At 69.8% G+C, this 23,975-nt stretch carries 26 protein-coding genes and 4 pseudogenes; 17 read left to right on the top strand and 13 right to left on the bottom strand.

The genetic code is table 11. The features are described 5' to 3' along the window. Nucleotides 1-22: 22 nt before the first annotated feature. On the bottom strand, nucleotides 23-913 hold the full coding sequence (locus tag AB0E62_RS31475) for an SDR family NAD(P)-dependent oxidoreductase (RefSeq protein WP_362201459.1): 891 nt from the start codon (nucleotides 911-913) through the stop codon (nucleotides 23-25). A 223-nt stretch (nucleotides 914-1,136) separates the two neighbouring features. Then, nucleotides 1,137-2,018 carry a helix-turn-helix transcriptional regulator gene (locus AB0E62_RS31470; protein WP_362201456.1) on the bottom strand — a complete coding sequence of 294 codons (882 nt, stop codon included), beginning with the start codon at nucleotides 2,016-2,018 and terminating at the stop codon, nucleotides 1,137-1,139. Between the two features lie 210 nt (nucleotides 2,019-2,228). Here AB0E62_RS31470 and AB0E62_RS31465 point away from each other — a divergent pair, with 210 nt between their 5' ends. The 5 genes from AB0E62_RS31465 (at nucleotide 2,229) to AB0E62_RS31445 (ending at nucleotide 6,406) form a co-directional block, all read left to right on the top strand. Next, nucleotides 2,229-3,245 (top strand): zinc-dependent alcohol dehydrogenase family protein, encoded by a 1,017-nt coding sequence (locus AB0E62_RS31465; RefSeq protein WP_362201453.1) that lies wholly within the window; start codon nucleotides 2,229-2,231, stop codon nucleotides 3,243-3,245. Nucleotides 3,246-3,284: 39 nt separating this feature from the next. After that, nucleotides 3,285-3,695 carry a cupin domain-containing protein gene (locus AB0E62_RS31460; RefSeq protein WP_030794003.1) on the top strand — a complete coding sequence of 137 codons (411 nt, stop codon included), beginning with the start codon at nucleotides 3,285-3,287 and terminating at the stop codon, nucleotides 3,693-3,695. Between the two features lie 254 nt (nucleotides 3,696-3,949). Then, a complete protein-coding gene (locus AB0E62_RS31455; protein WP_362201450.1) occupies nucleotides 3,950-4,297 on the top strand; it encodes a cyclophilin-like fold protein in 348 nt (115 codons plus the stop codon). Nucleotides 4,298-4,331: 34 nt separating this feature from the next. Further along, the gene (locus AB0E62_RS31450) at nucleotides 4,332-5,594 is read left to right on the top strand and encodes an MFS transporter (protein WP_362201447.1); all 1,263 of its coding nucleotides are present in this window, start codon (nucleotides 4,332-4,334) and stop codon (nucleotides 5,592-5,594) included. A gap of 44 nt (nucleotides 5,595-5,638) precedes the next feature. Further along, nucleotides 5,639-6,406, top strand: coding sequence for a glucose 1-dehydrogenase (locus AB0E62_RS31445; protein WP_362201444.1), 768 nt, complete (start codon nucleotides 5,639-5,641; stop codon nucleotides 6,404-6,406). Between the two features lie 163 nt (nucleotides 6,407-6,569). On the opposite strand, the gene AB0E62_RS31440 is transcribed toward AB0E62_RS31445, so the two are convergent. Further along, nucleotides 6,570-6,881, bottom strand: a complete 312-nt coding sequence (locus AB0E62_RS31440; RefSeq protein ID WP_362201441.1) for a helix-turn-helix domain-containing protein — start codon at nucleotides 6,879-6,881, stop codon at nucleotides 6,570-6,572. On the opposite strand from AB0E62_RS31440, the pseudogene AB0E62_RS31435 reads away from it, so the two are divergent. From AB0E62_RS31435 to AB0E62_RS31425, 3 genes and pseudogenes are all read left to right on the top strand, one after another. Then, a pseudogene (locus AB0E62_RS31435) lies at nucleotides 6,868-6,966 on the top strand (transposase); the annotation flags it as partial. The gene AB0E62_RS31440 and the pseudogene AB0E62_RS31435 overlap by 14 nt on opposite strands. Nucleotides 6,967-7,234: 268 nt before the next feature. Beyond that, entirely contained in the window at nucleotides 7,235-7,603 is a 369-nt protein-coding gene (locus tag AB0E62_RS31430) for a DUF2255 family protein (RefSeq protein WP_362201439.1), read from the top strand. 40 nt (nucleotides 7,604-7,643) lie between these two features. Beyond that, a pseudogene (locus tag AB0E62_RS31425) lies at nucleotides 7,644-7,793 on the top strand (dehydrogenase); the annotation flags it as partial. Nucleotides 7,794-7,831: 38 nt separating this feature from the next. Here AB0E62_RS31425 and AB0E62_RS31420 read toward each other — a convergent pair. After that, nucleotides 7,832-8,881: a zinc-binding alcohol dehydrogenase family protein gene (locus AB0E62_RS31420; protein ID WP_362201438.1), complete on the bottom strand. Its 1,050-nt coding sequence runs from the start codon at nucleotides 8,879-8,881 to the stop codon at nucleotides 7,832-7,834. Between the two features lie 196 nt (nucleotides 8,882-9,077). On the opposite strand from AB0E62_RS31420, the gene AB0E62_RS31415 reads away from it, so the two are divergent. Continuing rightward, on the top strand, nucleotides 9,078-9,632 hold the full coding sequence (locus AB0E62_RS31415) for a TetR/AcrR family transcriptional regulator (protein ID WP_362201436.1): 555 nt from the start codon (nucleotides 9,078-9,080) through the stop codon (nucleotides 9,630-9,632). Between the two features lie 433 nt (nucleotides 9,633-10,065). On the opposite strand, the pseudogene AB0E62_RS31410 reads toward AB0E62_RS31415, so the two are convergent. After that, nucleotides 10,066-11,180, bottom strand: a pseudogene (locus AB0E62_RS31410) (IS3 family transposase); the annotation flags it as partial. Nucleotides 11,181-11,289: 109 nt separating this feature from the next. Here AB0E62_RS31410 and AB0E62_RS31405 point away from each other — a divergent pair. Next, nucleotides 11,290-12,012: a hypothetical protein gene (locus tag AB0E62_RS31405; protein ID WP_362201433.1), complete on the top strand. Its 723-nt coding sequence runs from the start codon at nucleotides 11,290-11,292 to the stop codon at nucleotides 12,010-12,012. 34 nt (nucleotides 12,013-12,046) lie between these two features. Beyond that, nucleotides 12,047-12,598, top strand: coding sequence for a GNAT family N-acetyltransferase (locus AB0E62_RS31400; RefSeq protein WP_362201430.1), 552 nt, complete (start codon nucleotides 12,047-12,049; stop codon nucleotides 12,596-12,598). Here AB0E62_RS31400 and AB0E62_RS31395 read toward each other — a convergent pair. Then, nucleotides 12,506-13,357 (bottom strand): AraC family transcriptional regulator, encoded by an 852-nt coding sequence (locus AB0E62_RS31395; RefSeq protein WP_362201427.1) that lies wholly within the window; start codon nucleotides 13,355-13,357, stop codon nucleotides 12,506-12,508. The genes AB0E62_RS31400 and AB0E62_RS31395 overlap by 93 nt on opposite strands. Nucleotides 13,358-13,473: 116 nt before the next feature. Here AB0E62_RS31395 and AB0E62_RS31390 point away from each other — a divergent pair, with 116 nt between their 5' ends. After that, nucleotides 13,474-14,250, top strand: coding sequence for an alpha/beta hydrolase (locus AB0E62_RS31390; RefSeq protein WP_362201424.1), 777 nt, complete (start codon nucleotides 13,474-13,476; stop codon nucleotides 14,248-14,250). A gap of 36 nt (nucleotides 14,251-14,286) precedes the next feature. Here AB0E62_RS31390 and AB0E62_RS31385 read toward each other — a convergent pair whose 3' ends face one another. Then, a complete protein-coding gene (locus tag AB0E62_RS31385; RefSeq protein WP_362201421.1) occupies nucleotides 14,287-14,616 on the bottom strand; it encodes a hypothetical protein in 330 nt (109 codons plus the stop codon). A gap of 559 nt (nucleotides 14,617-15,175) precedes the next feature. After that, a complete protein-coding gene (locus tag AB0E62_RS31380; protein ID WP_362201419.1) occupies nucleotides 15,176-16,003 on the bottom strand; it encodes a nucleotidyltransferase family protein in 828 nt (275 codons plus the stop codon). A 185-nt stretch (nucleotides 16,004-16,188) separates the two neighbouring features. Between AB0E62_RS31380 and AB0E62_RS31375 the strand changes: the two genes are divergently transcribed. Continuing rightward, complete coding sequence (locus AB0E62_RS31375) at nucleotides 16,189-16,383, top strand: hypothetical protein (RefSeq protein ID WP_362201416.1); 195 nt, start codon at nucleotides 16,189-16,191, stop codon at nucleotides 16,381-16,383. 22 nt (nucleotides 16,384-16,405) lie between these two features. On the opposite strand, the gene AB0E62_RS31370 is transcribed toward AB0E62_RS31375, so the two are convergent. Then, nucleotides 16,406-16,588, bottom strand: coding sequence for a hypothetical protein (locus AB0E62_RS31370; protein ID WP_362201413.1), 183 nt, complete (start codon nucleotides 16,586-16,588; stop codon nucleotides 16,406-16,408). A gap of 50 nt (nucleotides 16,589-16,638) precedes the next feature. Here AB0E62_RS31370 and AB0E62_RS31365 point away from each other — a divergent pair, with 50 nt between their 5' ends. Further along, nucleotides 16,639-16,914, top strand: coding sequence for a hypothetical protein (locus AB0E62_RS31365; protein ID WP_362201411.1), 276 nt, complete (start codon nucleotides 16,639-16,641; stop codon nucleotides 16,912-16,914). Between the two features lie 332 nt (nucleotides 16,915-17,246). Here AB0E62_RS31365 and AB0E62_RS31360 read toward each other — a convergent pair whose 3' ends face one another. Then, a complete protein-coding gene (locus tag AB0E62_RS31360) occupies nucleotides 17,247-17,723 on the bottom strand; it encodes a nuclear transport factor 2 family protein (RefSeq protein WP_362201588.1) in 477 nt (158 codons plus the stop codon). Between the two features lie 329 nt (nucleotides 17,724-18,052). On the opposite strand from AB0E62_RS31360, the gene AB0E62_RS31355 reads away from it, so the two are divergent. Next, nucleotides 18,053-18,532 carry a diadenosine tetraphosphate hydrolase gene (locus AB0E62_RS31355; RefSeq protein ID WP_362201409.1) on the top strand — a complete coding sequence of 160 codons (480 nt, stop codon included), beginning with the start codon at nucleotides 18,053-18,055 and terminating at the stop codon, nucleotides 18,530-18,532. A gap of 318 nt (nucleotides 18,533-18,850) precedes the next feature. Here the strand turns inward: AB0E62_RS31355 and AB0E62_RS31350 are convergent, their stop codons facing one another. Beyond that, a complete protein-coding gene (locus AB0E62_RS31350) occupies nucleotides 18,851-20,038 on the bottom strand; it encodes an FAD-dependent monooxygenase (RefSeq protein WP_362201406.1) in 1,188 nt (395 codons plus the stop codon). 373 nt (nucleotides 20,039-20,411) lie between these two features. Here AB0E62_RS31350 and AB0E62_RS31345 point away from each other — a divergent pair, with 373 nt between their 5' ends. Further along, nucleotides 20,412-21,062 carry a TetR/AcrR family transcriptional regulator gene (locus AB0E62_RS31345; protein ID WP_362201403.1) on the top strand — a complete coding sequence of 217 codons (651 nt, stop codon included), beginning with the start codon at nucleotides 20,412-20,414 and terminating at the stop codon, nucleotides 21,060-21,062. A 50-nt stretch (nucleotides 21,063-21,112) separates the two neighbouring features. Here the strand turns inward: AB0E62_RS31345 and AB0E62_RS31340 are convergent. After that, nucleotides 21,113-21,325 (bottom strand): annotated as a pseudogene (locus AB0E62_RS31340) (helix-turn-helix domain-containing protein); the annotation flags it as partial. Between the two features lie 265 nt (nucleotides 21,326-21,590). Further along, nucleotides 21,591-22,214: a helix-turn-helix domain-containing protein gene (locus AB0E62_RS31335; protein WP_362201400.1), complete on the bottom strand. Its 624-nt coding sequence runs from the start codon at nucleotides 22,212-22,214 to the stop codon at nucleotides 21,591-21,593. A 131-nt stretch (nucleotides 22,215-22,345) separates the two neighbouring features. Between AB0E62_RS31335 and AB0E62_RS31330 the strand changes: the two genes are divergently transcribed. Next, the gene (locus tag AB0E62_RS31330) at nucleotides 22,346-23,797 is read left to right on the top strand and encodes an amidase (RefSeq protein WP_362201397.1); all 1,452 of its coding nucleotides are present in this window, start codon (nucleotides 22,346-22,348) and stop codon (nucleotides 23,795-23,797) included. Nucleotides 23,798-23,975 lie beyond the last annotated feature (178 nt).

Here is a 23,975-nt window from a genome sequence, read left to right as displayed (position 1 = left end):
AGCACCCGCACCGCCTGGCGGGTCAGGAAACCGTGAGCGGTGCGTACCGTTCACTGAGCCGGCGCACGTCCCGGGCGATGCGGGGGTCGGTCGCCGCTCGCAGCGGCGTCACCGGGTGCCCCTGGGCCCCGATGACGATGCCGGTCCGGCCCGCGAGGGCTTCGTCAGTGGCGGCGACGATCGAGGGCCGGGCAGCCACGGACGCCGGACCTGAGGTGGAGCGTTCGAACTTGCGACGCACCAGCGGCCACAGCAGGCGCAGGGCTGGTGAGACGACCTTCGGATCGGTCAGGGTCCCGTTGGTCATATCGGTCGCGGCGCCTCCCGGGTCGGCGGCGAAGACGGAGGCGGCCGTGCCCTTCAGTCGGTTCGCCAGGTCGAGCGTGTAGGCGAGGTTGGCGAGCTTGGCGCGGCCGTACCAGTGGAAGCCGTAGTAGCCGCCGGGGGGCTCGACGGCGTCGAAGGCTCTCTTCGCGAGCCCGACCGCGCCCGAGGTCACGTTCACGATCCTGCTCGGCGCCCCGCCCGTCAGTGTGGGCAGCAGCAGTTCCGTCAGCAGGTACGGCGAGAGGTGGTTGACGACGAACGACGCCTCGATGCCATCCAGGGTCTGCCGCTGCGGGAACATCGCCCCGACGTTGTTGACCAGTACGGTCAGCGGGTCGCCGGATGCGGCGTGCTCAGCGGCGATCCGGTCGGCGAGCGCGCGCACTTGGTCGAGCGAGCCCAGGTCGGCGGGCAGGAACCGTCCGGGATGCGACGGGTTCGTCGCGTTGATCCGGTCGACCGCCCGGGCACCCCGGTCGGCGTTGCGTCCGACCACGGTGACCGAGAACCCGGCGCCGGCCAGCCCCAGGGCCGTCTCCAGTCCGATGCCGGCCGTCCCCGCCGTGACCACAGCCCTCTTCGCCATGCGCTCCTCCACCCAGTCATGCGGATAGTTCATCCGCTTGTCGGGGACCGTAGCACACAATCGGATGAGCTATCCGTTTAGAGATGTCGGGTGGCGGGACAGGCAATGCCAGGCGGCATGAAGCCGCGCCGATCCGAGTACGCCGGACGGCCCGGGCACCCATCGGCCACAGCCGCTACCGCACGCCTGGGGAATTGCGTGACGTTCGCTCCGGCGCGCGGTGTCAGTCGCCGGAGTGTGGTGTGAGGGACTGGGGTGTGGCCGCCCATGAGGCGAGCAGGCGTAGGCCTTCTTCGGAGGGTGAGCCGGGTTCGGCCGTGTAGATGGTGAGGGTGAGGCCGGGTTCTGCGGTCATCTCCAGACCTTCGTAGGCGAGGGTGAGGTCGCCGACGGTGTGGTGGTGGAAGCGTTTGGTGCCGGTGCCGTGGTGGCGGACGTTGTGGGCGCCCCAACGGGTGCGGAAGTCGTCGCTGCGGGTGGAGAGCTCGCCGACGAGGTCGTGGAGATCTTTGTCGTGGGGGTTGCGTCCGGCTTCGGTGCGCAGGATGGCGACGGCGATGTCGGCGGCCTCGCCCCAGTCGGGGTAGAAGCGGCGGGAGGCGGGGTCGAGGAACTGGAAGCGGGCCAGGTTGGCCTGGTTGCCGGCCGTGGCGTAGACGTCGTCGTAGAAGGCGCGAGCGAGCTGGTTGGTGGCCAGGAGGTCCATGCGGCCGTTGCGGACGAAGGCGGGGCCGGTGGTGACGGCGTCCAGGACCCACTGCAGGCTCCGGTGTGCGGTCCAGGTCCGGGTGGTGCGGCGACGAGGCCGGGTGAGCGCGTCGGAGCCGTCCGCGGCCTGCGCCAGGTGGAGCAGGTGGGCGCGTTCGGCGTCGTCGAGCTGGAGGGCGCGGGCGACGGCTTCAAGGACGGCCGGGGAGACGCCGGCGAGGTTGCCGCGCTCGAGCTTGGCGTAGTACTCCACGCTCACATCGGCCAGGGCGGCGACCTCGCTGCGGCGCAGGCCGGGTACCCGTCGGCGGTTCCCGGAGGGCAGGCCGGCCTGCTCGGGGGTGATCTTCGCTCGCCGCGAGGTGAGGAACTCGCGGACCTGTGCTCGGTTGTCCACGCTTTCGACGGTACGTCCTGCCCGTGTCCGCAGGGATGTACTGGCAGTACACCCCTTGATGATGTCTCGCTACCGGTGTGAAGAACGGGTTACCTGGATGACGTGGTGCTTTCCGCCCGGTCATCACGACGGGCTCGCATCCGGCCCTGCACTCGGCGACGGCCCCGGCATCCGGGATCGCACGCCTCGGCAAGCAAAGGAACCTCTCTCATGCGCGGAGCAATGATCTACGCCCCCGGCGACGTCCGCTTCGAGACCGTGGAGGACGCGAAGATCCTCAAGCCGACCGACGCCGTCATCCGTACGGCCGTGACCTGCGTGTGCGGCTCGGACCTGTGGCCCTACCGCGGTGCCGAGCCGATCGGTGACCCGCACCCGATGGGCCACGAGTACGTCGGCTTCGTGGAGGAGGTCGGCTCCGCAGTCACCTCGGTGAAGCCGGGCCAGTTCGTCGTCGGCTCCTTCGCGACCTCGGACAACACCTGCGCGAACTGCAAGAACGGCTTCCAGTCGAGTTGTCTGCACCGCGAGTTCATGTCCACCTGCCAGGCCGAATACGTCCGCATCCCCAACGCCCAGGGCACCCTGGTCGCCACCGACGAGGTGCCGGACGAGAAGTTCTGGCCCGGCCTGCTGGCGGTGTCCGACGTCATGGGCACCGGCTGGTGGGCTGCCGACGCCGCCGAGGTGAAGCCCGGGTCGACCGCCGTGGTCGTCGGCGACGGCGCGGTCGGCCTGTGCGGCGTGATCGCGGCCAAGGAGATGGGGGCGGAGCGGATCATCGCCATGTCGCGGCACGAGTCCCGGCAGAAGCTCGCCCGGGAGTTCGGCGCCACCGACATCGTCACCGAGCGCGGTGACGAGGGTGTCGAGAGAATCAAGGAGATGACGAACGGGATCGGCGCCGACTCCGTCCTGGAGTGCGTCGGCACCGCCGAGGCCATGAGCCAGGCCCTGCACTCGGCCCGGCCCGGTGGCAACGTCGGCTTTGTCGGTGTCCCCCATGAGGTCGCAGTCGACGGGCAGGAGCTGTTCTTCTCCCACGTCGGTCTGCGCGGCGGCCCCGCCCCCGTACGCCGCTACCTGCCCGACCTCATCGACCGGGTCCTGACCGGCGCGATCGACCCGGGAAAGGTCTTCGACCTCACCCTGCCCCTGGACCAGGTCGCCGAGGGTTACCGGGCCATGGACGAGCGCCGCGCCGTCAAGACCCTCCTCAAGCCCTGACCCGCGCCCCTTACCCCGCCACCCGTACAAGGAGCTTTCGTGCAGATCACCCGTAGCTCGATCGACACCGTCAAGGGCCCGGCCGACTGGTTCACCGGCGACGTCTACATCGACGCCGTCGCCGCCGCGCCCGCCCCATCCCGGGTCACCGCTTCGCTGGTGCACTTCATGCCCGGCGCCCGCACCCACTGGCACCGCCACCCGCTCGGCCAGACCGTCTTCGTCACCGAGGGCATCGGTCTGTGCCAGCGCCGCGGCGGACCGGTGGAGGTCATCCGCCCCGGCGACCGCGTCCTGTTCGAGGCCGACGAGGAACACTGGCACGGCGCCGCCCCGAACCGGCTGATGGTGCATGTGGCCATCAACGAGGGCGACGACGACCACGCCCTCGTGCACTGGCTGACCCCCGTCACCGACGAGGAGTACGCAGCCGCCCCGGCCACCGCCTGAAACCCGGCGCCGCGCGACGACGCCCTGCCGGCGCCCGTCCCCGGCGCTGCCGCGTGCGCGGCCCGGCAGCTCATCCGACCCAGCGGAGTTTGGAGAAACAGGCCCGTGCTTCGCGCCTTCCCGCGCACTGTCCTGCTCGCCGTCCTGATCGGGCCCATGACGGCCTGCAACGATCAGCCGCCGCCTGCTGCGCCGTCCCCGCACCCGTCGGCTACGACGCGCGAATATCCACACCGTCCCACAGGAACCACGCCATGCGCATTCGCCTGACGATCGACGGCCAGCCGGCCGACGGCACCCTGAACGACAGCCCCGCCGCCCGCGACCTGGCCGGCCTGCTGCCGCTCACGCTGAAGCTGGAGGACTTCCACGGCACGGAGCGGATCGGCTATCCGCCGCGCAAGCTCACCACCGACGGCGCCCCCCGGCCGTCCGCGGCCAAGGCAGGCGACCTGGCCTACTACGCGCCATGGGGCAACCTGGCCATCTTCTACCAGAACGGCCCTGCCCCCTCGGCCGACCTGCTGATCCTCGGCCACCTCGACGCCTCCGTCGAGCAGCTGGCCAAGGCCGAGCGGATCACCATCGAGCCCGCCACCTGACCACCCCTTCTCCAAGCCTGGAAAGAAGTTCTTCATGCCCCACCCCGCCGCTCCAACGCCGGGCAAGCTGCCCTTCGTCGTGTGGATGCTCGCGGCCGGCACCTTTCTGATGGGCACCACCGAGTTCGTCATCGCCGGGATCCTCCCGGACATCGCCCCCGACCTGGGCACCAGCGTCTCCCACGCCGGCCTGCTCGTCACGGCCTTCGCCGTCGGCATGATCCTCGGCGGGCCGACCATGGCCCTGGCCACCCTGCGCCTGCCCCAGCGCCTCACCCTCGTTCTCGCCCTGACGGTCTTCGCCGCCGGTCACATCCTCGCGGCCCTCACCAGCTCCTTCACCGTCGTCCTGGCCGCCCGTTTCGTCACCGCGCTGGCCACGGGGGCGTTCTGGGCCGTCGGCTTCGTCATCGCCACCGCCGCCGCCGGACCGGCGAACGCCACCCGGGCCGTGAGCGTGATGATGGGCGGCCTGACCCTGGCCAACGTCGTCGGCGTCCCCGCCGGCTCCCTGACCGGACACGTCACCGGCTGGCGCGGACTGTTCTGGGTCCTGGCCGCCCTCGCCGCCCTGGCCGCCGCCGTCATCGGCCGCTTCCTGCCCCGCACCCCGCAGCGCGCCCAGGTGTCCGTCCGCGACGAGATCCGGGCACTGCGCCAGGGCCGTCTGTGGCTGGCGCTGGCCGCAGCCGTCCTGATCATGGGCGGGGTCCTCGCGACCTACACGTACATCACCCCGCTGCTGACCGACCGGGCCGGCATCCCGGCCGGGGCCGTGCCGCTGGTCCTCGTCGCCTTCGGCGCCGGCGCGCTGGGCGGCACCGCGATCGGCGGCCGGTTCGGCGACCGGCGCCCGATGGCTACGACGATCCCGGCCGCCGCAGCGACCGCTCTGGCCCTGCTCGCGCTGATCCCGCTGTCCACCACTCCGCCAGCTGCCGTCTTCCTGATCTTCCTGATGGCCCTGACCGGGTTCACGATCAACCCGGTCGTCACCGCCCTCGCGGTCCGCTTCGCCGGTGACGCGCCCACCCTGGCCTCGGCGCTGACCACATCCGCCTACAACACAGGCATCGCCGCCGGCTCCGCGCTGGCCGGCCAGGCCCTGGCCTCCTCTCTCGGCGTGACCGGCCCGGCGCTGATCGGCGCCCTCTTCACGGGCCTGACCCTGCTGCCGCTGATCGCCCTGGCCACCGCCGCCCAGCGGGGGACGATGCGGATCGTCACCCAGAACAGCCCCGACGCTCAGATCCCGGCACCACGGCAGACCACCGAAGCGACATCGACGCGGTCCTGAATCCGTCCGGCCATCCGGCACTCCGTCCACCAGGAGGAAACCCCGTGAACCCCACCTACGACTTCACCGGCCAGGTCGCCTTCGTCACCGGCGCCAGCTCCGGCATGGGCCTGGCCGCCGCCCGCGCCTTCGCCACCTCCGGCGCCGCCGTCACCCTTGCCGACGTCAACGAGGCCGCGGTGCACGAGGCGGCCAAGAACCTCACAGACGCCGGGCACCAGGCCCTCGCCCTGGTCTGCGACGTCACCGACGAGGACCAGGTCGCAGCCGCCGTCGACCGCACGGTGGACACGTTCGGCCGTCTCGACATGGCCTACAACAACGCCGGCATCCAGATACCGCCCGCCGACGCCGCCGACGAAGGCGCAGACCAGTTCGACCGCGTTCACGCCATCAACCTGCGCGGCGTCTGGGCGTCCATGAAGCACGAACTGCGGCACATGCGCGAGCAGGGCAGCGGCGCCATCGTCAACTGTTCCTCCCTCGGAGGCCTCGTCGGCCTGCCCGGCCGCGCCTCCTACCATTCCTCCAAGCACGGCGTGATCGGCCTGACCACCAGCGCCGCCCTCGAATACGCCCCGCGCGGCATCCGCATCAACGCCATCTGCCCCGGCACCATCGACACCCCCATGGTCAGCGACATGATCGCCAAGGGAGAACTCGACCGCGCCGCAGCCGAAGCCAACCAGCCCATAGGCCGGCTCGGCACACCTGAGGAGATGGCCCAGGCCGTCCTGTGGCTGTGCAGCCCCGGCGCCGGCTTCGTCATCGGCGTCGCGCTCCCCATCGACGGCGGCTACACCGCCCAGTAAACACCCGGCGCAGCTCGGCGGTGCGTTCGGGATGGGCTGAACTTCCCTGTGGCACGGGATGGCTCGGTATCGGCGACCAGGTGAAGCGCGGGCCACGTCGGTGCCACCGAAGCGAGATCGATCAAGGAATCGCGCAACGCGCGAGGGTGCCGCTGCCGGCCCGTCAAGCGTCGAAACGACCGCGTGCACTCTCGATGTGCCCGAGGTACTGGTGGGTCCAGCCGCAAATGGCGTCGACCGCGGTGCGCAGGGCCCGGCCCGGCTCGGTGAGGGTGTACTCGACCCGCGGCGGCACGGTGGGGTGCACCTTCCGGTCGACCAGGCCATTGCGCTCCAGCATGCGCAGGTTCTGGGTGAGCATCTTGTGGCTGACGCCCTCGACCTCGTTGCGCAGCTCGCTGAAGCGCAGGGTGTGCTCGCCGAGCGCCTCGATGATCAGGAGGGCCCACTTGTTGACGACGTCCTCCGGGCTCACCAACCGGCACCGGCTCAACCGCAGTGGAGACCGGCAGCTCAACCGGGCGATGCACACGATCACCTTGATCCGGATGCGGCTCGACTTCGCCGGCCGCCACCCAGTCGCGGATCTCCCGCAGGCATCGTGCGCTGGTCATCGTCGGTCGCCGCGGCCAGTTGTTCCTCGTACCAGGGGAGCAGCTTCTCCGGGGAGTACTCGGCGGCAGCGGCGCGCCAGCCGGCCGGTGGTGAGGTCGTACTCGTCGTGCCAGTCGACGGCCAGGCGGGTCAACAGCCACAGGACCCTGACGGGCGGCCGGTCGTCCGGCCACCGCGATGCGGGCACCGTGAAGGTGTCTGGTCCATGAGCACATGGACTCCGTGGGCATTCCGGAAGGTCACCGACGCCGAAGAACTGCGCATCGCCCCGCGCCGAACGACGGGTCCCTGCGCGGATCCACCACCATCTGGGTCGTCACCGACGGAGACGGCCTGTATGTCCGCTCCTGGCGCGACACCGCGGGCGCTTGGTGGAACACCGCTCGCGCGCGCCGGGCCGGGCACATCAGCGTCGGCGGCGTGGACACCGACGTCACCTTCACCCCCGTCGACGACGCGGCGGTAAACGACCGCGTCGACGCTGCCTACCGGGCCAAGTACGGCCGCTGCACCGGCTGCGTCGAGCCCGTGATCAGCGAGCGGGCCCGCGCCACCACCCTGCGCCTGCACCCCCGGACCTGACCAGCCCCCACCCCCTCCGTTCTTTCCCCCGAGCGTTCCCGTGACCACCTTCGCCCTCATCGGTGCCGGCCCCGGCCTGAGCGCCGCCGTCGCCCGCTGCTTCGGCCGAGAAGGCTTCGGCCTCGCGCTCGTCTCCCGCACCAAGGACCACGTCGACGCCCTGGCGGCCACCCTGCCCAAGGGCGGCATCGAACGCTCGGCCCGAAAAGGTGCTGGGGGTACCGGGGCTCAGAGGGTAACGACCAGTTTCTTCGCGGAAACGCCATTCTTGAGTTCCCGCAGGGCGTGGGGGATGCGGGCGAGGCCGTGGCCGACGACGGTCGCTTCCGGTGCGGCCCGGTAGGCGCCGGTGGCGAGTGCGGTCGGGAGGAAGTTGGTGTAGATCGCGGGTCCGACCTCGTTGTCCTTCAGGGTGCCGCCCCAGATACTGCTCACCCGCACGCCGTGCCGCCGAGCACGTCGTCGCGTGATGCGCGTGAACAGCTCGGGCTGTGCCGAGGCGATCCGCTTGCCGCCTGGTGCCCGGGCCGCGAGCGTGACCGTCTTCGGGAGCGACCCGGATCCGATCGCGAGGATGCCCGCGAGCGGACCGCCGCCGATCCGTTCCAGGATTTCCTCGACGGCGCCGGGGCTGTTGCGGTCGACGGCATGGGCTGCGCCCAAGGCGCGGACATGGTCGAAGTTGTGCGGCGACGCGGTGGCCACGACCTGGTAACCCGCGTTGCGGGCCAGTTGGATCGCGTTGCTTCCCACGCTGGTCGAACCACCCCATACGACCACCGTCTCCGCATGGTCGACGGGCTCGGCGCCGGGCATCGCAAGGCCGAGATGGTCCTGCTGGAACATGCCGGTCGCAGCGGTCGACAGAGCCAGCGGGAGCACAGCCGCCTGAGCGAAGGTCAGCGAGTCGGGAATGGGGGAAACCATGTGCCGCATGAGCACGACATAGTGCTGAAAGGCGCTCTCGGCCGCACGGTTGCGGGACTTGTCGACCCCGAACGCGTGCCCGAGGACGCGATCGCCCGGGTGCAGACCGATCACGCCCGCACCCGTCTCGACGACCTCGCCGGCGACGTCCGAGCCCACGACGGCAGGGAAGGACAGCCAGGGCAGGGCCAGGCGGTACAGGAAGCCCGGTAAGCCGTCGATGGGATTCACGGCGACCGCCCGCACGCGGACGACGACCTCGCCCGCCGCCGGGGGCGTGTAGGGCGCGGGCCCCACCTGGAAGGGCGCGCCCGGCTTCGGCAGCCACAGTGCGGTGTTCTGAGGGCTCATCTCCGGGCCTCTTTCCGTCGCAGGTCGGGATCGCTCGGCCGCGTCGTCCGTCGGATCGGCCGCACACGCCGCGGGTGAAACCGGACGATGTCCGGCGTACCGAGACTAGGCAATGCCTAGTAACTAGTCAACGTCTACTTCCGGATAAGATGAAGCCATGTCTCATCGGCCTTTCCATCACGGCAACCTCCGCGCCGTGCTACTCGAACAGGCGGAGGCGGTGCTGCGTGAGCGTGGCATCGACGCGCTGTCCCTGCGCGAACTGGCGCGTGAGGCGGGTGTCAGCCACGGAGCTCCTCGAAGCCACTTCGCCGACCGGAACGCCCTGCTCGACGCGCTCGCGGAACGTGGCTTCGTCCGGCTCGCCGACGAGATCCACAAGGCCGCTTCCCAAGTGAAGGACGACCACACGCGCACCCTGCACGCGGCAGCCTCGGCATATGTGACGTTCGCCGTGCGGGAGCCGGCCTTGCTCGACCTGATGTTCGCGACCAAGACCGACGAGCCCTCGGAGGCGGTACAAAGCGCTGCGGAACGCCTGTTCGCCACCATGACCGACCTCATGAACGCGGGTGTCGAAACCGGCGCGTACGACGCACACGATGTCGGCCGGCTCACACTGCTGCTGTCCGCGACCGTTCAGGGCATCTCGGCGCTCGTCACGTCCCGGCGGATCACGATGCCCCAGAGCGAGGCGCTCATCGACGACGCGATCACTCTCTTCCTCGCCGGCGCTTCAGCCGAACGGTAACCGACCGTCTTCAGCCCCGATCGAACGAGTTGTCGCACCACTCGACTGTGGTCCCGACGAGGCCCCGGCGGCAACGATTCGATACACAGCAGAAGAAGAAAGACTCCCCGATTTCTTGGGCGTTCCCAGCTTCACCCAGATCGCCGCTCGAATCAGCAATGCCACAAACATCACCTGACTGCTGCCGTGTGTCTGGGGCGGCCCGTGTCATCGCAGACCGCCCCAGGCCGAGGTTTAGCCGCTGCAGACCTACCTCATCCACTCACGGGGTCTGTTCGGCTTACGAGTTGGTGCGTGATAGCGGGTGAGGCGTCGGGGGGCCTTGGCCCCGAATCCAGGACACGGGTTATGCGGCTGGTGTCAGCGTAGTTGATGCTGCTCGGAACGTTGTCCCGTAGGCGATCGGGGCTGCGATGTCCGAGGCGGGAGTGAGGCGTCGGGTGTTGTAGCGGTGCAACCAGCGGAACGCGTCGAGGCGGGCTTCGCGCTCGCTGGACCAGTTCCTTCGGCCCTGGAGCGTCTCTCGCTTGAACGTCGCGTTGAACGACTCGGCGAGCGCGTCGTCCGCCGAGCTGCCGATCGCGCTCATGGACTGACGGACGCCGGCCTGGTGGCAGGTGTCGGCGAACGCCCGGCTGGTGTACTGGGGCGCCGTGGTCGGTGTGCATGACTGCCCCGGTGAGACTGCCGCGGGTCCGTTGGGCGGCTGCCAGGGCATCGAGGACGAGGTCGGTTCGCATGTGATCCGCGACCGCCCAGCCGACGAGGCGGCGCGGGGCGAGGTCGATGACGGTGGCCAGATAGAGGAACTTCCCTCCGCCCAGCGGGAGACAGGTGATGTCGCCGGCGTACTTCGTGTTCGGTTCACTCGCGGTGAAGTCGCGGCCGATCAGGTCCGGAGCCTTCGCCGCGGCCGGGTCCGCCACCGTGGTGCGGTGCCTGCGGCGCAAGCGCAGACCCGCCAGGCCGGCCTGGCGCATCACGCGGACGACCCGCTTGTGATTGACCCGCTCGCCCCCGTCGCGGAGCTCGGCGGTGATCCTCGGGACACCCTAGGTGCCGTCGGATTCCCGGTGCACGGCCTGTATGCGGACGGCGAGCCGGGCGTCGGCCGCCTGCCGTGCGGCCCGGTCCGCAGCCGTTCGGCGCCAGTAGTAGAAGCTGGAGCGGGCGATGCCCAGGATGATGCACAGCCGCTTCACGCCGTGGCGGCGCTGGTGGTCGGCGACGAACCGGAAGCGGTTCACCAGCGCCTCTCCCCGGCGAAATACTTCGCCGCCTTCCGCAGGATCTCGCGCTCTTCCTCCAGCTCGCGGACCTTCTTGCGCAGAACGGTGTTCTCCGCCTCCAGCGGTGTGGGCGGCTCGACCGGAACCTCCGCCCGGCGACCCCGGGGCCGAATCGCGCCGGCCGCCTGACCCAGTTCCGCAACGTCTCCGGGTTGACCCCCAGATCAGCGGCGACCGACCTGACCGTCACTCCAGGCCGCGACCCGTACAACGCGACCGCGTCCGCCTTGAACTCCGGCGGGTAGTGCTTCATGACCACGGGACATCCGTTCTCCTTGGACTCACGATCCAAGTGTCTCGAGTGTCCAGGATCCGGGGTCAAGGCCCCTATCGCACTCACCCTCCTGTTCGTCCTCGGGTCCGCCGCCGTGGCCACGCTGGCGGACAAGGCCTCGCCCTCCGGCCCCGCTGACTTCCGGCCCTACGATGCCTATCCGCCGGCCGGCTACTGGACGCTGATCCTCGTCGCCAGCAGCATGGGCGCCCTCACCGTCGTGAGCGAGTACAGCAGCGGGCTGATCCGCACCACTACCGTGGCCGTCCCGGCCCGCGGCTCGGTCGTGCTGGCCAAGGCAGCCGTCACCGCTGCGCCGTGGACCGCGGCCGGCACGGCCGCTTCCACCGGTTCCCTCCTGGTCTCCCAGGCCATCCTGGACGGGCACCACGCCGGCCTTCCAATCACCCACCCCGGTGTGTTCCGGGCGCTGGTGGCATCCGCGTTGCTGGCTCTGGTCTGTGCCCTAGCCGGTCTGGGTTTCGGAGTTCTGCTCCGGCATGCCGCCGGGACCGTGATCACCAGCGTCTTCACCCTGGTGATGCTGCCCCCCCATGTTCTCGGAGAGCAGCCGTTGGTCGGCGAGCATCAAACACGCGCTGGTGTCGGCCGCCTGGAACCGCCTGATCCAAACCTGGGAGCCGGAGCCCGGATCCTTGGGCTACACCGCCACGGTCTCTGGCTCCTGGATCGTGTACACGCTCTGGCCGCTGATCACGGTCGCACTCGCCGTTCTCGTCGTGAGGCGCCGCGGGCTCTCATAACCGATTCCTACCGCTTCCAAGTCACTCAAGGCACCCTCTTCCCGGGACAATGAACCCGGAAGAACCCTTGCTGAAAGAGGCACAGCAATGCACTGCAAGCCGGATGACGGCGTCATCGCAGGAGACCTGACCTGCCTCATCCCGGCAACTGATGCACACCTGCCTCTGCTCGCCCGCTGGTTCGCCGATCCTGAATTCGTGCGGAACTGGGGCGGGCAGCCCCTGACCCGCGAGGAAGTCGCCGCGAAGTACACAGGAAGACGCCGCCCCGAGGTGGAGTCCTTCCTGATCCTCGCTCAGACCGTCCCGGTCGGCTATGCCCAGTACGCACCCGACGGGCCCCGCCAGGGCGGCATCGACATGGTCCTACTGCCCCAGGCCCAGGGCAGAGGCCTCGGACCCGACGCCGCCCGCGCGCTCATCCGGCATCTCCATACGGTCCTGGGCTGGACGCGGGTGACCGTCGATCCAGAAGCGTCCAACACCCGCGCCATCCGGGCCTGGGCCAAGGCGGGCTTCCACCCGGTGAGCTCGCAGGGAAGCCAGCTACTCATGGAGTGCCTCCCCGTCCCCGGCGCCCGCCACCGTCGCCTGCCACGCGCCCGGGCGCATACCTGTCGCCTTCCGGAAGAACACTGAGAAATTGGACGCGTCGGGGAAGCCGAGCGTGTTGGCGCAGGCGGCCGCGGTGAGGCGGTCGTGTGCGAGGAGCCGTTTGGCTTCCAGGACGATCCGATCGACGATGTACGCCTTCGCGCTCCGGCCGGTGACCTGCTGCACCGCTCTCGTGAGGGTGCGGGGCGCGTATCCCAGTGTCCGGGCGTAGTAGCCGGCGTCGTGATGTTCCCGGAAGTGCGCTTCGACGCTGGACCGGAACCGTCGGAAGACCGGATTGATCGACCGTGCTTCGGCGTGGGGTGGCCGGAGCCGGGCGATGAACGCGGAGAGCAGGATCTCGGGCAGCCCCGTCGGGATGTCCCCGGGTGGGGCGGATGCTTCGAGGAGGAGATGGTTGCGCGCGGTGTCGACGTACGGCCAGTCGGCGTCGGGAATGCTCCAGTGTGCGACCAGGTCCGGGGTCGCGACGAGTTCCCGGGTGGCGTGGGTGACCGGCGCGGTCGGCACGAACAGCACGACGTGCCCAGCCACGCCGGCGATGTCATCCCATCGGTGCACAGCTCCAGGGGCGACCCACACCGCGGACCGCTCCTGGAGCGGGTGTCGGAGGAAGTCCACGGTGACGGATCCGTGCCCGGCATCGACGACGGCGAGTACGTGGAAGTCGGCACGCTGTGTCCCGCCGTCGTTCAGCTCGCGAAGGCGGTCGAACGTCATGGTCTCGACAGTGGCGGCGCGGCGCCCGACGGGCTGGTAGGTCATCTGCCGGATCACGGTCATCTGTCCAGTTTCCACCATCGGACGACCAGTCATGCCGATGCCCCGGGCACAGCGGAAGAGATTCGATGGACACACACAGAACAACCCGCCCCAGAGCACTGGTGGAGAGAGTCACGATGAACACGACGCAGCAGCCGCAACTGCCCGCTTACGACCACCGGCCGGGGACCGGACCGACCCTGGTGTTTTTGCACTACTGGGGTGGGTCCGCCCGCACCTGGGACCTCGTCGTCGATGGGCTCGCGGGACGCGACATGCTCACTGTCGACTTCCGCGGGTGGAGCCGCTCGATCAACCTGGCCGGCCCCTACACCCTCGGCCAACTCGCCGACGACACGTTCGCCGTGATCGCCGAGGCGGGTGTCACCGACTACGTCCTCGTCGGACATTCCATGGGTGGCAAGGTCGCGCAGCTCATAGCGGCGGCCCGGCCAGCTGGCCTCCGCGGGCTCGTCCTCGTTGGTTCCGCTCCGGCGAAGCCCGCCGCAGGGATCACTCCTGAGTACCGGGAAGGCCTTTCCCATGCCTACGACTCCGACGAATCCGTCGCTGGCGCACGGGATCACATCCTCACCGCGACCGAGTTGCCCGAATCGATCAAGTCTCGGATCGCCACCGACTCGCGGGCCAGCACCGACGCCGCCCGCACGGAATGGCCGCTGCGTGGCATCGCGGAGGACGTCTGCGAGCACACCCGCATGATCAACGTCCCCGTCCTCGTCGTCGCCGGAGAGAACGACCGTGTCGAGCCCGTCGACGTGCTCGTCACCAACCTGGTGCCCTACCTCTCCGGTGCCGACTTCGCGGTGATTCCGAACACTGGTCACCTGATTCCACTGGAAGCTCCGGCCGACCTAGTGGCCCTGATCACGGCCTTCGCACCCGAAGCCTGACCATCTGTACGGCGTGAAAATCGACTTCGTCCACGGTCACCCGTCAGACGCACCACCGCGCAACAGCGCGAGGCTGAGGCCCGGCACTCCCACGTTGATACGCCCCCGCCAGGCCTGCTTACCGCGGCCGGCCTCACCTCCGGGGCCAGTGAGCACAGTCCTGCAGCCGGTGTCCGAGAGGATGTCGGTCTCGCCGAGAACGGCATGCGCCGTCGCGATCTCACGCTCGGGGCAGGACCAGTGCCTCGGCAGGAGGACGATCACGTCGTGGGCGTCGATGGCATCGGCCACCGCCGCCGCGAGCGGGCTACGGTCGGTGTGCGGGAAGCCGCGGTTGTTCTGCTGTACCGGGTGGCGGGTCTCCACATGCAGGTGTGGCGCGTCAGGAGGCCAGGACCGTCCGGCGAGGCCCACAGCGTGCTGGTGGCCAGCTCCGGCGGGGGCGGCCGGCCCGGTCTCCTTCTTGCTTCGGCTCCGGCTGCGCCCCACGCCGCTCATGGTCCAGCGCCAGCAGTCCTCGGCTTCCTGGAGGAGCAGGACCCACTGACCACTGTTTGCCCAGGCCGCCGCGATCCCGCCGACCAGGTGGTAGAGGGACCAGGTGGTAGAGGTTCGTACTCCTTGGCCGGACCGGGCCAAGCCCCCGGCACCGGCTCGTACGACTGCCGTAGACACGACGGAACGCACAACGGTGGGGAGCGGGCCCCGCAGGACCTTGACCTCCACATCCGGCGGCGTGCCTCCGGAAGCGGGCGGTGATCGGCGGTACGCCACTAGCCGGGCAGGATGCCAACCGGCGCGGCAGCACCGGCCGAAGCCACAAGCCGCCGGTTCCCTCGCACGGGCGAGGCCTGCGGCGGCTGTTCAGGCTTGCCCGGCCGCCGGCTGCCACTGCCCGGTCAGCACGAACCGGCCCTCTCCGCCGTCACCCCTGGGCAGCGATCTCGCGTTCGATGTCGTGCACGTCCCGTGGCGTGTTGATAGCCCTCCACGGACTGTCCACCGGATAACCCATCAGCTGCTGCATCCGGATCAGCCTGGGAAGAGTAATCCCCTCATGGTCGCCTTCGTCCGGCAGCATCTCCCTCACCTGCGGCTCGAACACGAAGACACCGCCATTGACCCGCAGCGGCGCAGGCGCCTGCGAGGCGAGTACGGTCACCCGGCCCAGTTCGTCACAGTGGACCGTCCCCCTGGGCAGCCAGGGACGGGAAAGAGCGACCGTGGCCAGCGCAGCGTGCCGCTGGTGGTAAGCGAACATTGCGGTGAGCGGGAACCGGGTCCAGATGTCCCCGTACACTGCGAGCCACGGTTCGTCGGGCCACTCCAGCGCAGCGGCGGCCAGCTTCATGCCTCCGCCGCGGCCCAGGGGCCGCGGCTCGACCACCACTTCCGTGTGAACGGGCGACGGGCAGGCGAGAAGGTAGTCATTGATCACCTGTGCCCGGTGGCCTGCTGAGATGACGACCCGCTCCACTCCCGATCCGGCGAACCAGTCGAGTTGATGCCGCAGGATCGGCGTGCCGTGCACCTCGACCATCGGCTTCGGTCTCGTCAGCGTGAGCGGCTGCATCCGGCTTCCGACGCCACCGGCCAGGATCACCGCCTGACGCACCGCACCGATGCCGGCGCCCTCACCGTCCGGGAAAGCGGAAGCGATGGCGTCGTCCGCGGACGCGCCGTCTACGACGACGAGCCCTGGTTCCGTGATGTGGTCGTCCCTGATCGGCTCCATGCTCTGGCCGACGTCCAAGGGTGACGCCAGGTTCGGCCGGGGCTGGGATATTCACCCGGCTGAGGGATGTTGACGGCCGGTCCTGTCGGTGATGCCCGTCCCGCCGATCGCCGGCGGCGCGGCGGCCGACCGGGTCGCCGACGCGCTCGGCACTCCGAACCCGCCCACGTATGGCGAGAAGGCGACCGTGACTGCGTTCGTTCGTGGTGCGCCAGTTCGTGGACCGCTGCATGCCGGTCGTCCTGAGCGCGAACCCGGCCGGGACGCTGCACCACCCCGGCCAGGTCGACCAGGTCTGTCGGCGCGAGGACCTGGCGGACCAGCTGCGTACCGTGGAGAAAGGCCGGTGCTCCCCACTCGCCTCCCTGCGCCCGGAACCGGCGGCGGCAACCGCCTGAGCCTGCGGGCGTCCGCACAGCGCTACGGCGGTGCTCCCCCGCCCGCCGCGTCCCAGCCGTCCAGAAAGGCGGCCAGGGCGCGGCGTTGCTCTTCCTCGCGGGCGATCTGCCGGACGAGGACGTCGCGGTCGATGTACGGGGCGACGGCGGCGAGGACCAAGCGCTGGAGTTCGGCCGACTCCAGCGCCTCCACCTCCCACTGCACCGGGCGGCGGGGGTCGAAGCCATAGCGGCGGGCGGAGGCCGGAGCTGAAGATGGTGTCGGCCGTCACCGGGGACGAAGGCCTGGAGGGCACCGAGCTGGAGCGGGCGGTGGCGGAGTACAGGCAGAGCCTCACTCCGCATCTGATCGGTGGGGCATCGGGTCTGATGTCCGGGTGGGCTGTGAGCGCGGGCGAGGATGTCCGGGCGAGCGGTGACCTCGCCCGCCACGTCCTGCGGGCACCGCTGTCGTTCATGGGACGCGACGATCCGGAGGGGGTGCAGGCCCTGCTCGCGCGCCTTCGTGCTGATGCCCTCGCTCATTCCTGACCATCCCGGCTGGCCGTCCCCCGGTCTTCGGCCGCGACGGACCCGGAAGGGGAGGGGATCTGCCCGGCATCGTCACCACAGTCAGGCGGTGGGCCTCCGCGGCCGCCACCTGAAAGGCGAGGGGGTGCAACAGGCCATGCTCGGCATCGCCCGCCTCCACAACCTCACCCTTGCTGGATGACCGGAAAACAACGCTGGTCAACAGGCACACCGTAGATCATTTGCGGGACAACGCTCAGGTACGACGAGGCCGGCGGGACCTGGAGCCGATACGCCTCCAGCGACCACACGCGATCCCCGAAAGGTTGGGCCCCGCGCCGGGGGTAGTCCGTTCACGCGCCACGAGGCGAGATGGACAGGTGCTCTGTATCTCCGCCAAAGGGCAGGAACACGGCTCGGGAAGCCAGGAGCCAGTCGCCGTCGACCTTCTGAAACGTGTCCTCGTAGTGGCCGACGTTGGCGGGGAGCCGCGGTGGGAGCATGCCGCCGGCATAACCGTCGACACGGTAAGTCGCCAGATACGAGGTCACGGTCGCCGTCGTCGCGGAGTCCACCGTGACCAAGATGTTCGTCATCATGCGACGCGACAACCGGTCCGCCGGCCGAGAGCCGAAGTACACACGCAGAGCCTCCCGGCCCTCGATGCGACGGCTCCCTTGGGGCCACTCCCAGACTCCGTCGGCGGTGAACAGATCCGCCACCGAACCAGGATCTCCGAGATCGAGGCGGCGGACGAAGTCGATGATCAGACGTTCGCAGGCTCGCTCCGCGAACAAGCGGTCCATGGGGTCAAGCGCTTCACCGATCATCATCACTTCCTACCAGCCTCACCCCGATGCGGAACAATGCTTTTCCATGTGTCTCGGTCACTGTCCGTCAGGACAGCGTTCGGACTGGGCAATCAGCGACAGCTGAATATGCGAGCCCACCAGTACCAAGTCCGTCGTCGTGCATGTGCGGGTCCTCGGGCGAGGGCGGCGCCGACCGGGGGAAGGGAAGCGGCCGTGCTCAGGCGATCATGGGTACGCCGGTGAGAAGTCCTTCCCTGCAGCCGCCCATGCTCGCTTGGTCTTCGAAGGGTGCGGGAAGGGTGGGAACCCAAGAGAGGTTCTTGCACGCTGGAACGGAGGCTACAGCCATGACGGGTGACTGGCGCACGGATCGGATCGGGGCTGCGCTCAGGGGCGAGAACCCGACCGTGCTACGGCGGCTGACGTCCGGATTCGCGGTGATCGGGGATGTCCAGTTTCTGCCGGGCTACTCGGTTCTGCTCGTGGACGAGCCGGACGTGCAGCGGCTGTCGGACCTGCCGAGAGCCAAGCGGCTGTCGTTCCTGTCCGACATGGACCGGCTCGGTGAAGCAGTCGAGCGCGCCTGCCGGCGGCTGGATACGGCCTTTCTCCGGGTCAACCTGGAGATCCTGGGAAACACGGACCCCTTTTTGCACGCGCATGTGTGGCCGCGGTTCGCGTGGGAGGGAGCCGACGCGGCGGGCAGACCGGTATGGCTTTATCCACGCGAACGGTGGAGCGACGAACGGTTCAGACTCGGCCCGCAACACGACGCAGTACGAGATGCGATCAGCAACGAACTCGACCAACTGCCTTCACTGACCTGAGCGTTGCGGATCCGCTGGGCGTCAAGCAGGCAACACAACACAAGAGACGACATGCACTACCCGAACCAGGGGTCCGTCTGGGGCAATGCAGTTGCCTTTGACTTGCGGAGATCGTTTGCCCGGCGTGTGACGGGGTGGGGTGCAGGCCAGCGGGTGTGGTCAGGATTCTGACGAAGGTGCCCACCGCCGAGCTGGCCGATGTTCGACACGTGGCAGGCGGTGTGCAGCGGGTGGTGGTACGGCAGGATGGTCACGGCCGTTCCGAAGCGGACCCGGTTCGTGGCTCCGACCGAGTCCCCGTGGAGCGCGGGCCGCGGGTCAGTGGTAGTCGGGAAGCGTGAGTGCGCTGTACTCGGCGTGCACCCGGTCGGCGGGGAGGGCGGAGAGGGTGCGCAGGGCGGTGTTGCGTCGTTGGAGGGCTTGTTCGGTGGCGGGGAAAAGCTCCGTGTCGCCGTCGCCCGCGAGTGCCTGGTTGAGGGCGACGAACGGCCTCATCACCCTCTCGTAGGCGTCGAACGCTTCGGCGTGGTCGGCGCGGGCAGCCAGTTCGCCGGCCAGTACGTAGGCGCCGGCCAGGGCGAGGCTGGTGCCCTGTCCCGTCAGGAAGGACGGTGCGTAGGCGGCGTCGCCGACCAGCGCGACCCGGCCCGCGGACCAGCGGGTCATCCGGATCTGGCTGACGGCGTCGAAGAACAGGTCGTGCGCGGCGTGCGCCTCGGCGACGATCCGCGGGATCTCCCAGTGGTCGTCCGGGAAGGTGGCGGCGAGCAGCTCGCGCTGCGCGTCGGGGTCTCGGAAGGCGTCGAACGGCGGGTCGGAGAGCCTGAAGGTGAGCAGGCCGAACACGTCCTGGCGGGAGCCGACGGCGTACAGGGCGGCAGAGCGGCCGGGGACGTTCCACAACATTCCCTCGGAGGTGAGGCCGAGGTGGTTGGGGAGGGTGAAGCCGGCGAAACAGGCTCCGAGGTAGTGGTGGAATCCCTCCTCGGGGCCGAGGACCAGCCGACGGGTGTGGGAATGGAGCCCGTCGGCCCCGATGACGACGTCGAAGGAACGTCGGGCGCCGCTGCGGAAGGTGACCTCGATGCCGTCGGGGCGGTCGTCGAGGGCGGCTATGGAGTCGTTGAACTCGAAGGCGACGCAGTGCCGGACGGCGTCGTAGAGGATCTGCGTCAGTTCGCCACGGCGTACTTCGAGGTCGCCGTCGGCGCCGATGGCCATGCTCTCAGGGCGCAGAGCGGCGACTGTGCCACCGTCAGCGTCCAGGAAGGTGATGCGGTGGGTGTTGACGTGGGCCTTGCGTAACCGGGGCAGGAGGCCCATGCGCCGTACCGCCTCGACTGCGGTGCCGCGGATGTCGATGGGATATCCGCCGCCGCGCACGGCGCCCGCTTTCTCCACGACGGTCACGTCGAAGCCGTAGCGGTGCAGCCAGTAGGCGACCGCGGGGCCGGCGATGCTCGCGCCGCAGACGAGCGCGGAGCGCCTGGGGTGGGTCTGGGTCATGGTGAATCCTTCCTGGCCGCGCCGCGCCGCGCCGATAGGGCGGTCGGCCGGATGGTGGACGTGTGGAGTCTTGCGGGGTACTCAATGGCGGGGCCGGGGAGTCGTACCGCCGCCTGGAGCCGGGTCCGTTGCCGTGTCCGGCTCGTACTCGTGCCGGCGGGCGCTGGAGGCCCTTCTTCGCCGTCGGCCGGTACGACCGCACCGGCCGTGCGGTCTGTGGGGCCATGGCTGCCGCGATCACTCGATCACTCGATCACTCGATCACTCGATCACTCGATCACTCGATCACTCGATCACTCGATCACTCGATGAACACTACACCGTGCAGTGCAATTGGTAAACTGCACCGTGTAGAGTCTTCTTGGAGGTGGAGATGGACACGGACGGTGAACGAAAGCCGGTCCGCGAAGGGTCCCTGGAGAAGCGGACGGCGATCCTCGCCGCCGCGCGGGACCTGTTCGTGCAGCAGGGGGTGGACCGCGTCAGCATGGACGCCGTCGCGGCGCGGGCAGAGGTGTCGAAGCGGACCGTGTACGACTACTTCGGCGACAAACGGCGGCTTTTCCTTGCCATCCTCACCGCCGCGTCCGACTCGATGCTGGCCACGAGCCGCCGGGCACTGGACGAACACCTTCCCACGGACGCGCGGATCACGACCGTGCCGCAACTGGAGAAGGCGCTCACGGCGTTCGCGATCGACCTCGGCACGTCGATCGTCGGCTCCGCCGACTACGCCGCCGCCTTCGCCCTCGTCGCCCAACAGCGCCTGCAGACGCCGACGACCACGGACGACCTCGCCACGGACGCGGCCTCGCAGGATCTGGCGGACCGCCTCGCTCACTTCGCGGACGCCGGACTCCTGGATACCGACGACACTCGCCTGGCCGCCGACCACTTCACCGCCCTGACCGTCCTGCTGGCCTTCGAACGCCAGCCGGTCCCCGCCACCGCCGACCCGGAGAAGGTCCGCCAGATCATGATCGACGGAGTCCGCGCCTTCATCCGCGCCTACGCCACACGCTGACTGACCGTTCTCCGTCCGTCCGTGTGGCCGGACGGACGGAGAACGGTCAGTCAGGGACGGAAGGCGCGGCGGTAGGTGTCGGGTGGGACGCCGACGCTGCGGTGGGAGTGGCGGCGCAGGGTGGTGGCGGTGCCCATGCCGGTGGTCGCGGCGATGGTGTCCACGGTGGCATCGGTGGGTTCCAGCAGTTCCTGGGCGTGGCGAATGCACTGGGCGTGGAGCCATTGCAGTGGCGTGGTGCCGGTGAGGTGCTCGAAGTGGCGGCGCCAGCACAGCCGGAACAGCCGGAACAGCCGGAACGATGCCGACCGGGGCGATCCGGGTGGTCACCCGCACGCTCCAGCCCCGCCAGCGCCACGAGCGGCCTCTGCCGCGGGCAGGGAGAGACGGGGGCGGGTTCCGTGGGCATGGGCAGACCGCACCGCGCAGCCCCCGTCCGCCGCGCGCGACCGGCCGCCGGTCAGAGCGCAGGTCTCCCACGTCCGCGCGCCGGACTCTTCGGTACCGGAGAGTCCGGATGCGGGGCTGTCAGCCGGTGGCCGGACGGAGCGCGCCAGCGGGGCGGTGCCGGTCCACGATCCCCTCGACGATTCTCATCAGGCGCTCCCCCGCCCGGTCGATGCTGCCGTTCTGCACGCTGACCTGCGCGCCTTCGAGTACGAAGGTGATCTCGGCTGCGGCCTGCTCCGGGTCGGGCAGCCCGGCCTCGGCGCACATGTCCACCAGTCTGCGCCTCTGGTGGGCCTTGTGGTTCTCGATCACCTGCCGGGCGGGATGGGAGCGGTCGGGCAGTTCGGCGAGGGAGTTGATGAACGGGCAGCCCCGGTGGGAGACGGCCGGCAGCCCCTCGGCGATGAAGCGGGCCAGACCCAGGATCTGCTCCCTGGGTCGGCCAGGATGCTCCTTCTCCACCCGGTCGAAGGCCGCCTGGTAGTCGGCGGCCAGAATCCGCAGCCACTCCGCGACCAGCGCGTCCTTGGTCGCAAAATGCCGGTAGATCGCCATCTTGGTGGTCCTGGCCCTCTCGGCGATCGCCTGGACGCCCACCCGCCGGATCCCTTCACTCAGGAAGAGTTCCTCCGCCGCGTCGAGGATGCGCTCGCGCGGCGGCAGTGCCGCCACCCTGCCCGGTCTTGCGGCGGTCGATGCCATGACTTCTCCGTGACGTCCACTCGGGTGCGGGGCCCATCACCCCCCTCCCAGCAGGGTACCAACCGGTCCCGGACGATACCGTCGGGTATCGTTCGGGACTCGTCAGTATCGTTCCTTCTGGTGGAGTGACAGTGAGAGTTACCGAGTACGTGACCTTCGACGCGGTCGGACTCGCGCAGCTGGTGGCCCAGGGGGAGGTGACCTGCGCCGAGCTGCTGGCAGCCGCACACGAAGCCGTGCAGGCGGTCAACCCGCAGATCAACGCCGTCGTGGAGACCTGGCCGGTCGGCGAGGCACCCCACCCCGGCGGCGCGCCGCTGGCCGGAGTCCCTTTCCTGGTCAAGGACATCGGGGTCTCCATGGCCGGCAGACGCATGGAACTGGGCAGCCGCCTCGCGGCCGGCAACGTCGCGCGCACCGACTCCTTCCTGGCGGTGCGCCTGCGCCGGGCCGGCCTCATGACGTTCGGGCGTACCGCGACACCGGAGATGGCTTACAGCATCACGACGGAACCGGTGCTGTACGGCGCGACCCGCAACCCCTGGGACCCCGAGCGCAGCGCGGGGGGATCCAGCGGCGGCGCGGGGGCGGCCGTGGCCGCCGGGGTCGTCCCGATCGCGCACGCCACCGACGCCGCCGGCTCGCTGCGCATCCCCGCCGCCTGCAACGGCCTCTTCGGGCTGAAGCCCACCCGCGGCCGCGTCTCCATGGGCCCCGACTCCGACGAGGTCTTCAGCGGCCTGGCCGTGCACGGCAGCGTCAGCCGCACCGTGCGCGACAGCGCGGTACTGCTCGACCAGATCCTGGGCCCGGAGCCGGGCGACCCCTACTCCGCCCGTCAGCCGTCCCGGCCGTACGCGCAGGAAGTCACCCGCCCCCCGGGCCGGCTGCGCATCGCGGTCCTCACTCACGCATGGGGTGGACGCCGCACCACCGCGCCCGTGACCGACGCCCTCTCCCGCACCGCAGGACTGCTCGAGTCCCTCGGCCACCAGGTCGAGGAGGCCGACGTCCCCCTCGGGGCCGGCTGGGAGGAGTACGTCCTGGCCCACGCCCGCCTGTTCACCGCGCATCTCGCCGCCACGGTCGACGAGGTCGCCACCGCCCTCGGCCGGCCCGTCGACCCCTCCACCCTCGAACCGGTGACCCTCGCCGGCTACCACTACGGGCAGCAGACGAGCGCCGCCCAGTTCGCCGCCGCGCTCACGGTCCGCAACCGCGTCGCCCGGAGCCTGGCACACTGCTTCGAGACCCACGACATCCTGCTCACCCCCACCCTGCCGGAGCTGCCCGCCCCCCTGGGCACCCACACCGACGGCGCACACACACCGGACGGTCCCGGCTGGATCGACCACGTCTTCAGCCGCTCACCGTTCACCATGCCGTTCAACACCGCCGGCACACCCGCCATGTCCGTACCCGTGACCACCGACAGCAGAACCGGACTCCCCATCGGCATGCAGTTCGCCGCCGGCTACGGCCGCGAAGACCTCCTCTTCCGCCTCGCCGGCCAACTCGAACAGGCGGACCCCTGGGTAGACCGCACTCCCCCCATATGGGCAGGCAACCACACCAAGCTCTGACAAAACCACCCGCACACCCGCCACCAGAGCGCCCCGACAGCCACCACACCGGACCAGCAGGCGATATACGCGCGCGCCCCCGCCCGGGTGGGCGGGGGTGCGGAAGCGGTGATGTGTGCTGTCGGCTCAGTACCAGCCGTTGGCCTGCCAGAAGTTCCAGGCCTTGGCGGGGCTGCCG

It is taken from the genome of Streptomyces sp. NPDC038707, assembly GCF_040636485.1.
Lineage (GTDB): Bacteria > Actinomycetota > Actinomycetes > Streptomycetales > Streptomycetaceae > Streptomyces.
Note: the sequence above shows the minus strand (reverse complement) of the source record. Positions and strands in the feature narration are given on the sequence as shown.

Bases quoted from the DNA above. Each gene is read 5' to 3' on its own strand.
- AB0E62_RS31475 (WP_362201459.1), bottom strand. From the start codon at position 913: ATGGCGAAGAGGGCTGTGGTCACGGCGGGGACGGCCGGCATCGGACTG.
- AB0E62_RS31465 (WP_362201453.1), top strand. From the start codon at position 2,229: ATGCGCGGAGCAATGATCTACGCCCCCGGCGACGTCCGCTTCGAGACC.
- AB0E62_RS31455 (WP_362201450.1), top strand. From the start codon at position 3,950: ATGCGCATTCGCCTGACGATCGACGGCCAGCCGGCCGACGGCACCCTG.
- AB0E62_RS31450 (WP_362201447.1), top strand. From the start codon at position 4,332: ATGCCCCACCCCGCCGCTCCAACGCCGGGCAAGCTGCCCTTCGTCGTG.
- AB0E62_RS31430 (WP_362201439.1), top strand. From the start codon at position 7,235: ATGGACTCCGTGGGCATTCCGGAAGGTCACCGACGCCGAAGAACTGCG.
- AB0E62_RS31420 (WP_362201438.1), bottom strand. From the start codon at position 8,881: ATGAGCCCTCAGAACACCGCACTGTGGCTGCCGAAGCCGGGCGCGCCC.
- AB0E62_RS31400 (WP_362201430.1), top strand. From the start codon at position 12,047: ATGCACTGCAAGCCGGATGACGGCGTCATCGCAGGAGACCTGACCTGC.
- AB0E62_RS31395 (WP_362201427.1), bottom strand. From the start codon at position 13,357: ATGACCGTGATCCGGCAGATGACCTACCAGCCCGTCGGGCGCCGCGCC.
- AB0E62_RS31390 (WP_362201424.1), top strand. From the start codon at position 13,474: ATGAACACGACGCAGCAGCCGCAACTGCCCGCTTACGACCACCGGCCG.
- AB0E62_RS31365 (WP_362201411.1), top strand. From the start codon at position 16,639: ATGGTGTCGGCCGTCACCGGGGACGAAGGCCTGGAGGGCACCGAGCTG.
- AB0E62_RS31360 (WP_362201588.1), bottom strand. From the start codon at position 17,723: ATGATCGGTGAAGCGCTTGACCCCATGGACCGCTTGTTCGCGGAGCGA.
- AB0E62_RS31355 (WP_362201409.1), top strand. From the start codon at position 18,053: ATGACGGGTGACTGGCGCACGGATCGGATCGGGGCTGCGCTCAGGGGC.
- AB0E62_RS31350 (WP_362201406.1), bottom strand. From the start codon at position 20,038: ATGACCCAGACCCACCCCAGGCGCTCCGCGCTCGTCTGCGGCGCGAGC.
- AB0E62_RS31345 (WP_362201403.1), top strand. From the start codon at position 20,412: ATGGACACGGACGGTGAACGAAAGCCGGTCCGCGAAGGGTCCCTGGAG.
- AB0E62_RS31335 (WP_362201400.1), bottom strand. From the start codon at position 22,214: ATGGCATCGACCGCCGCAAGACCGGGCAGGGTGGCGGCACTGCCGCCG.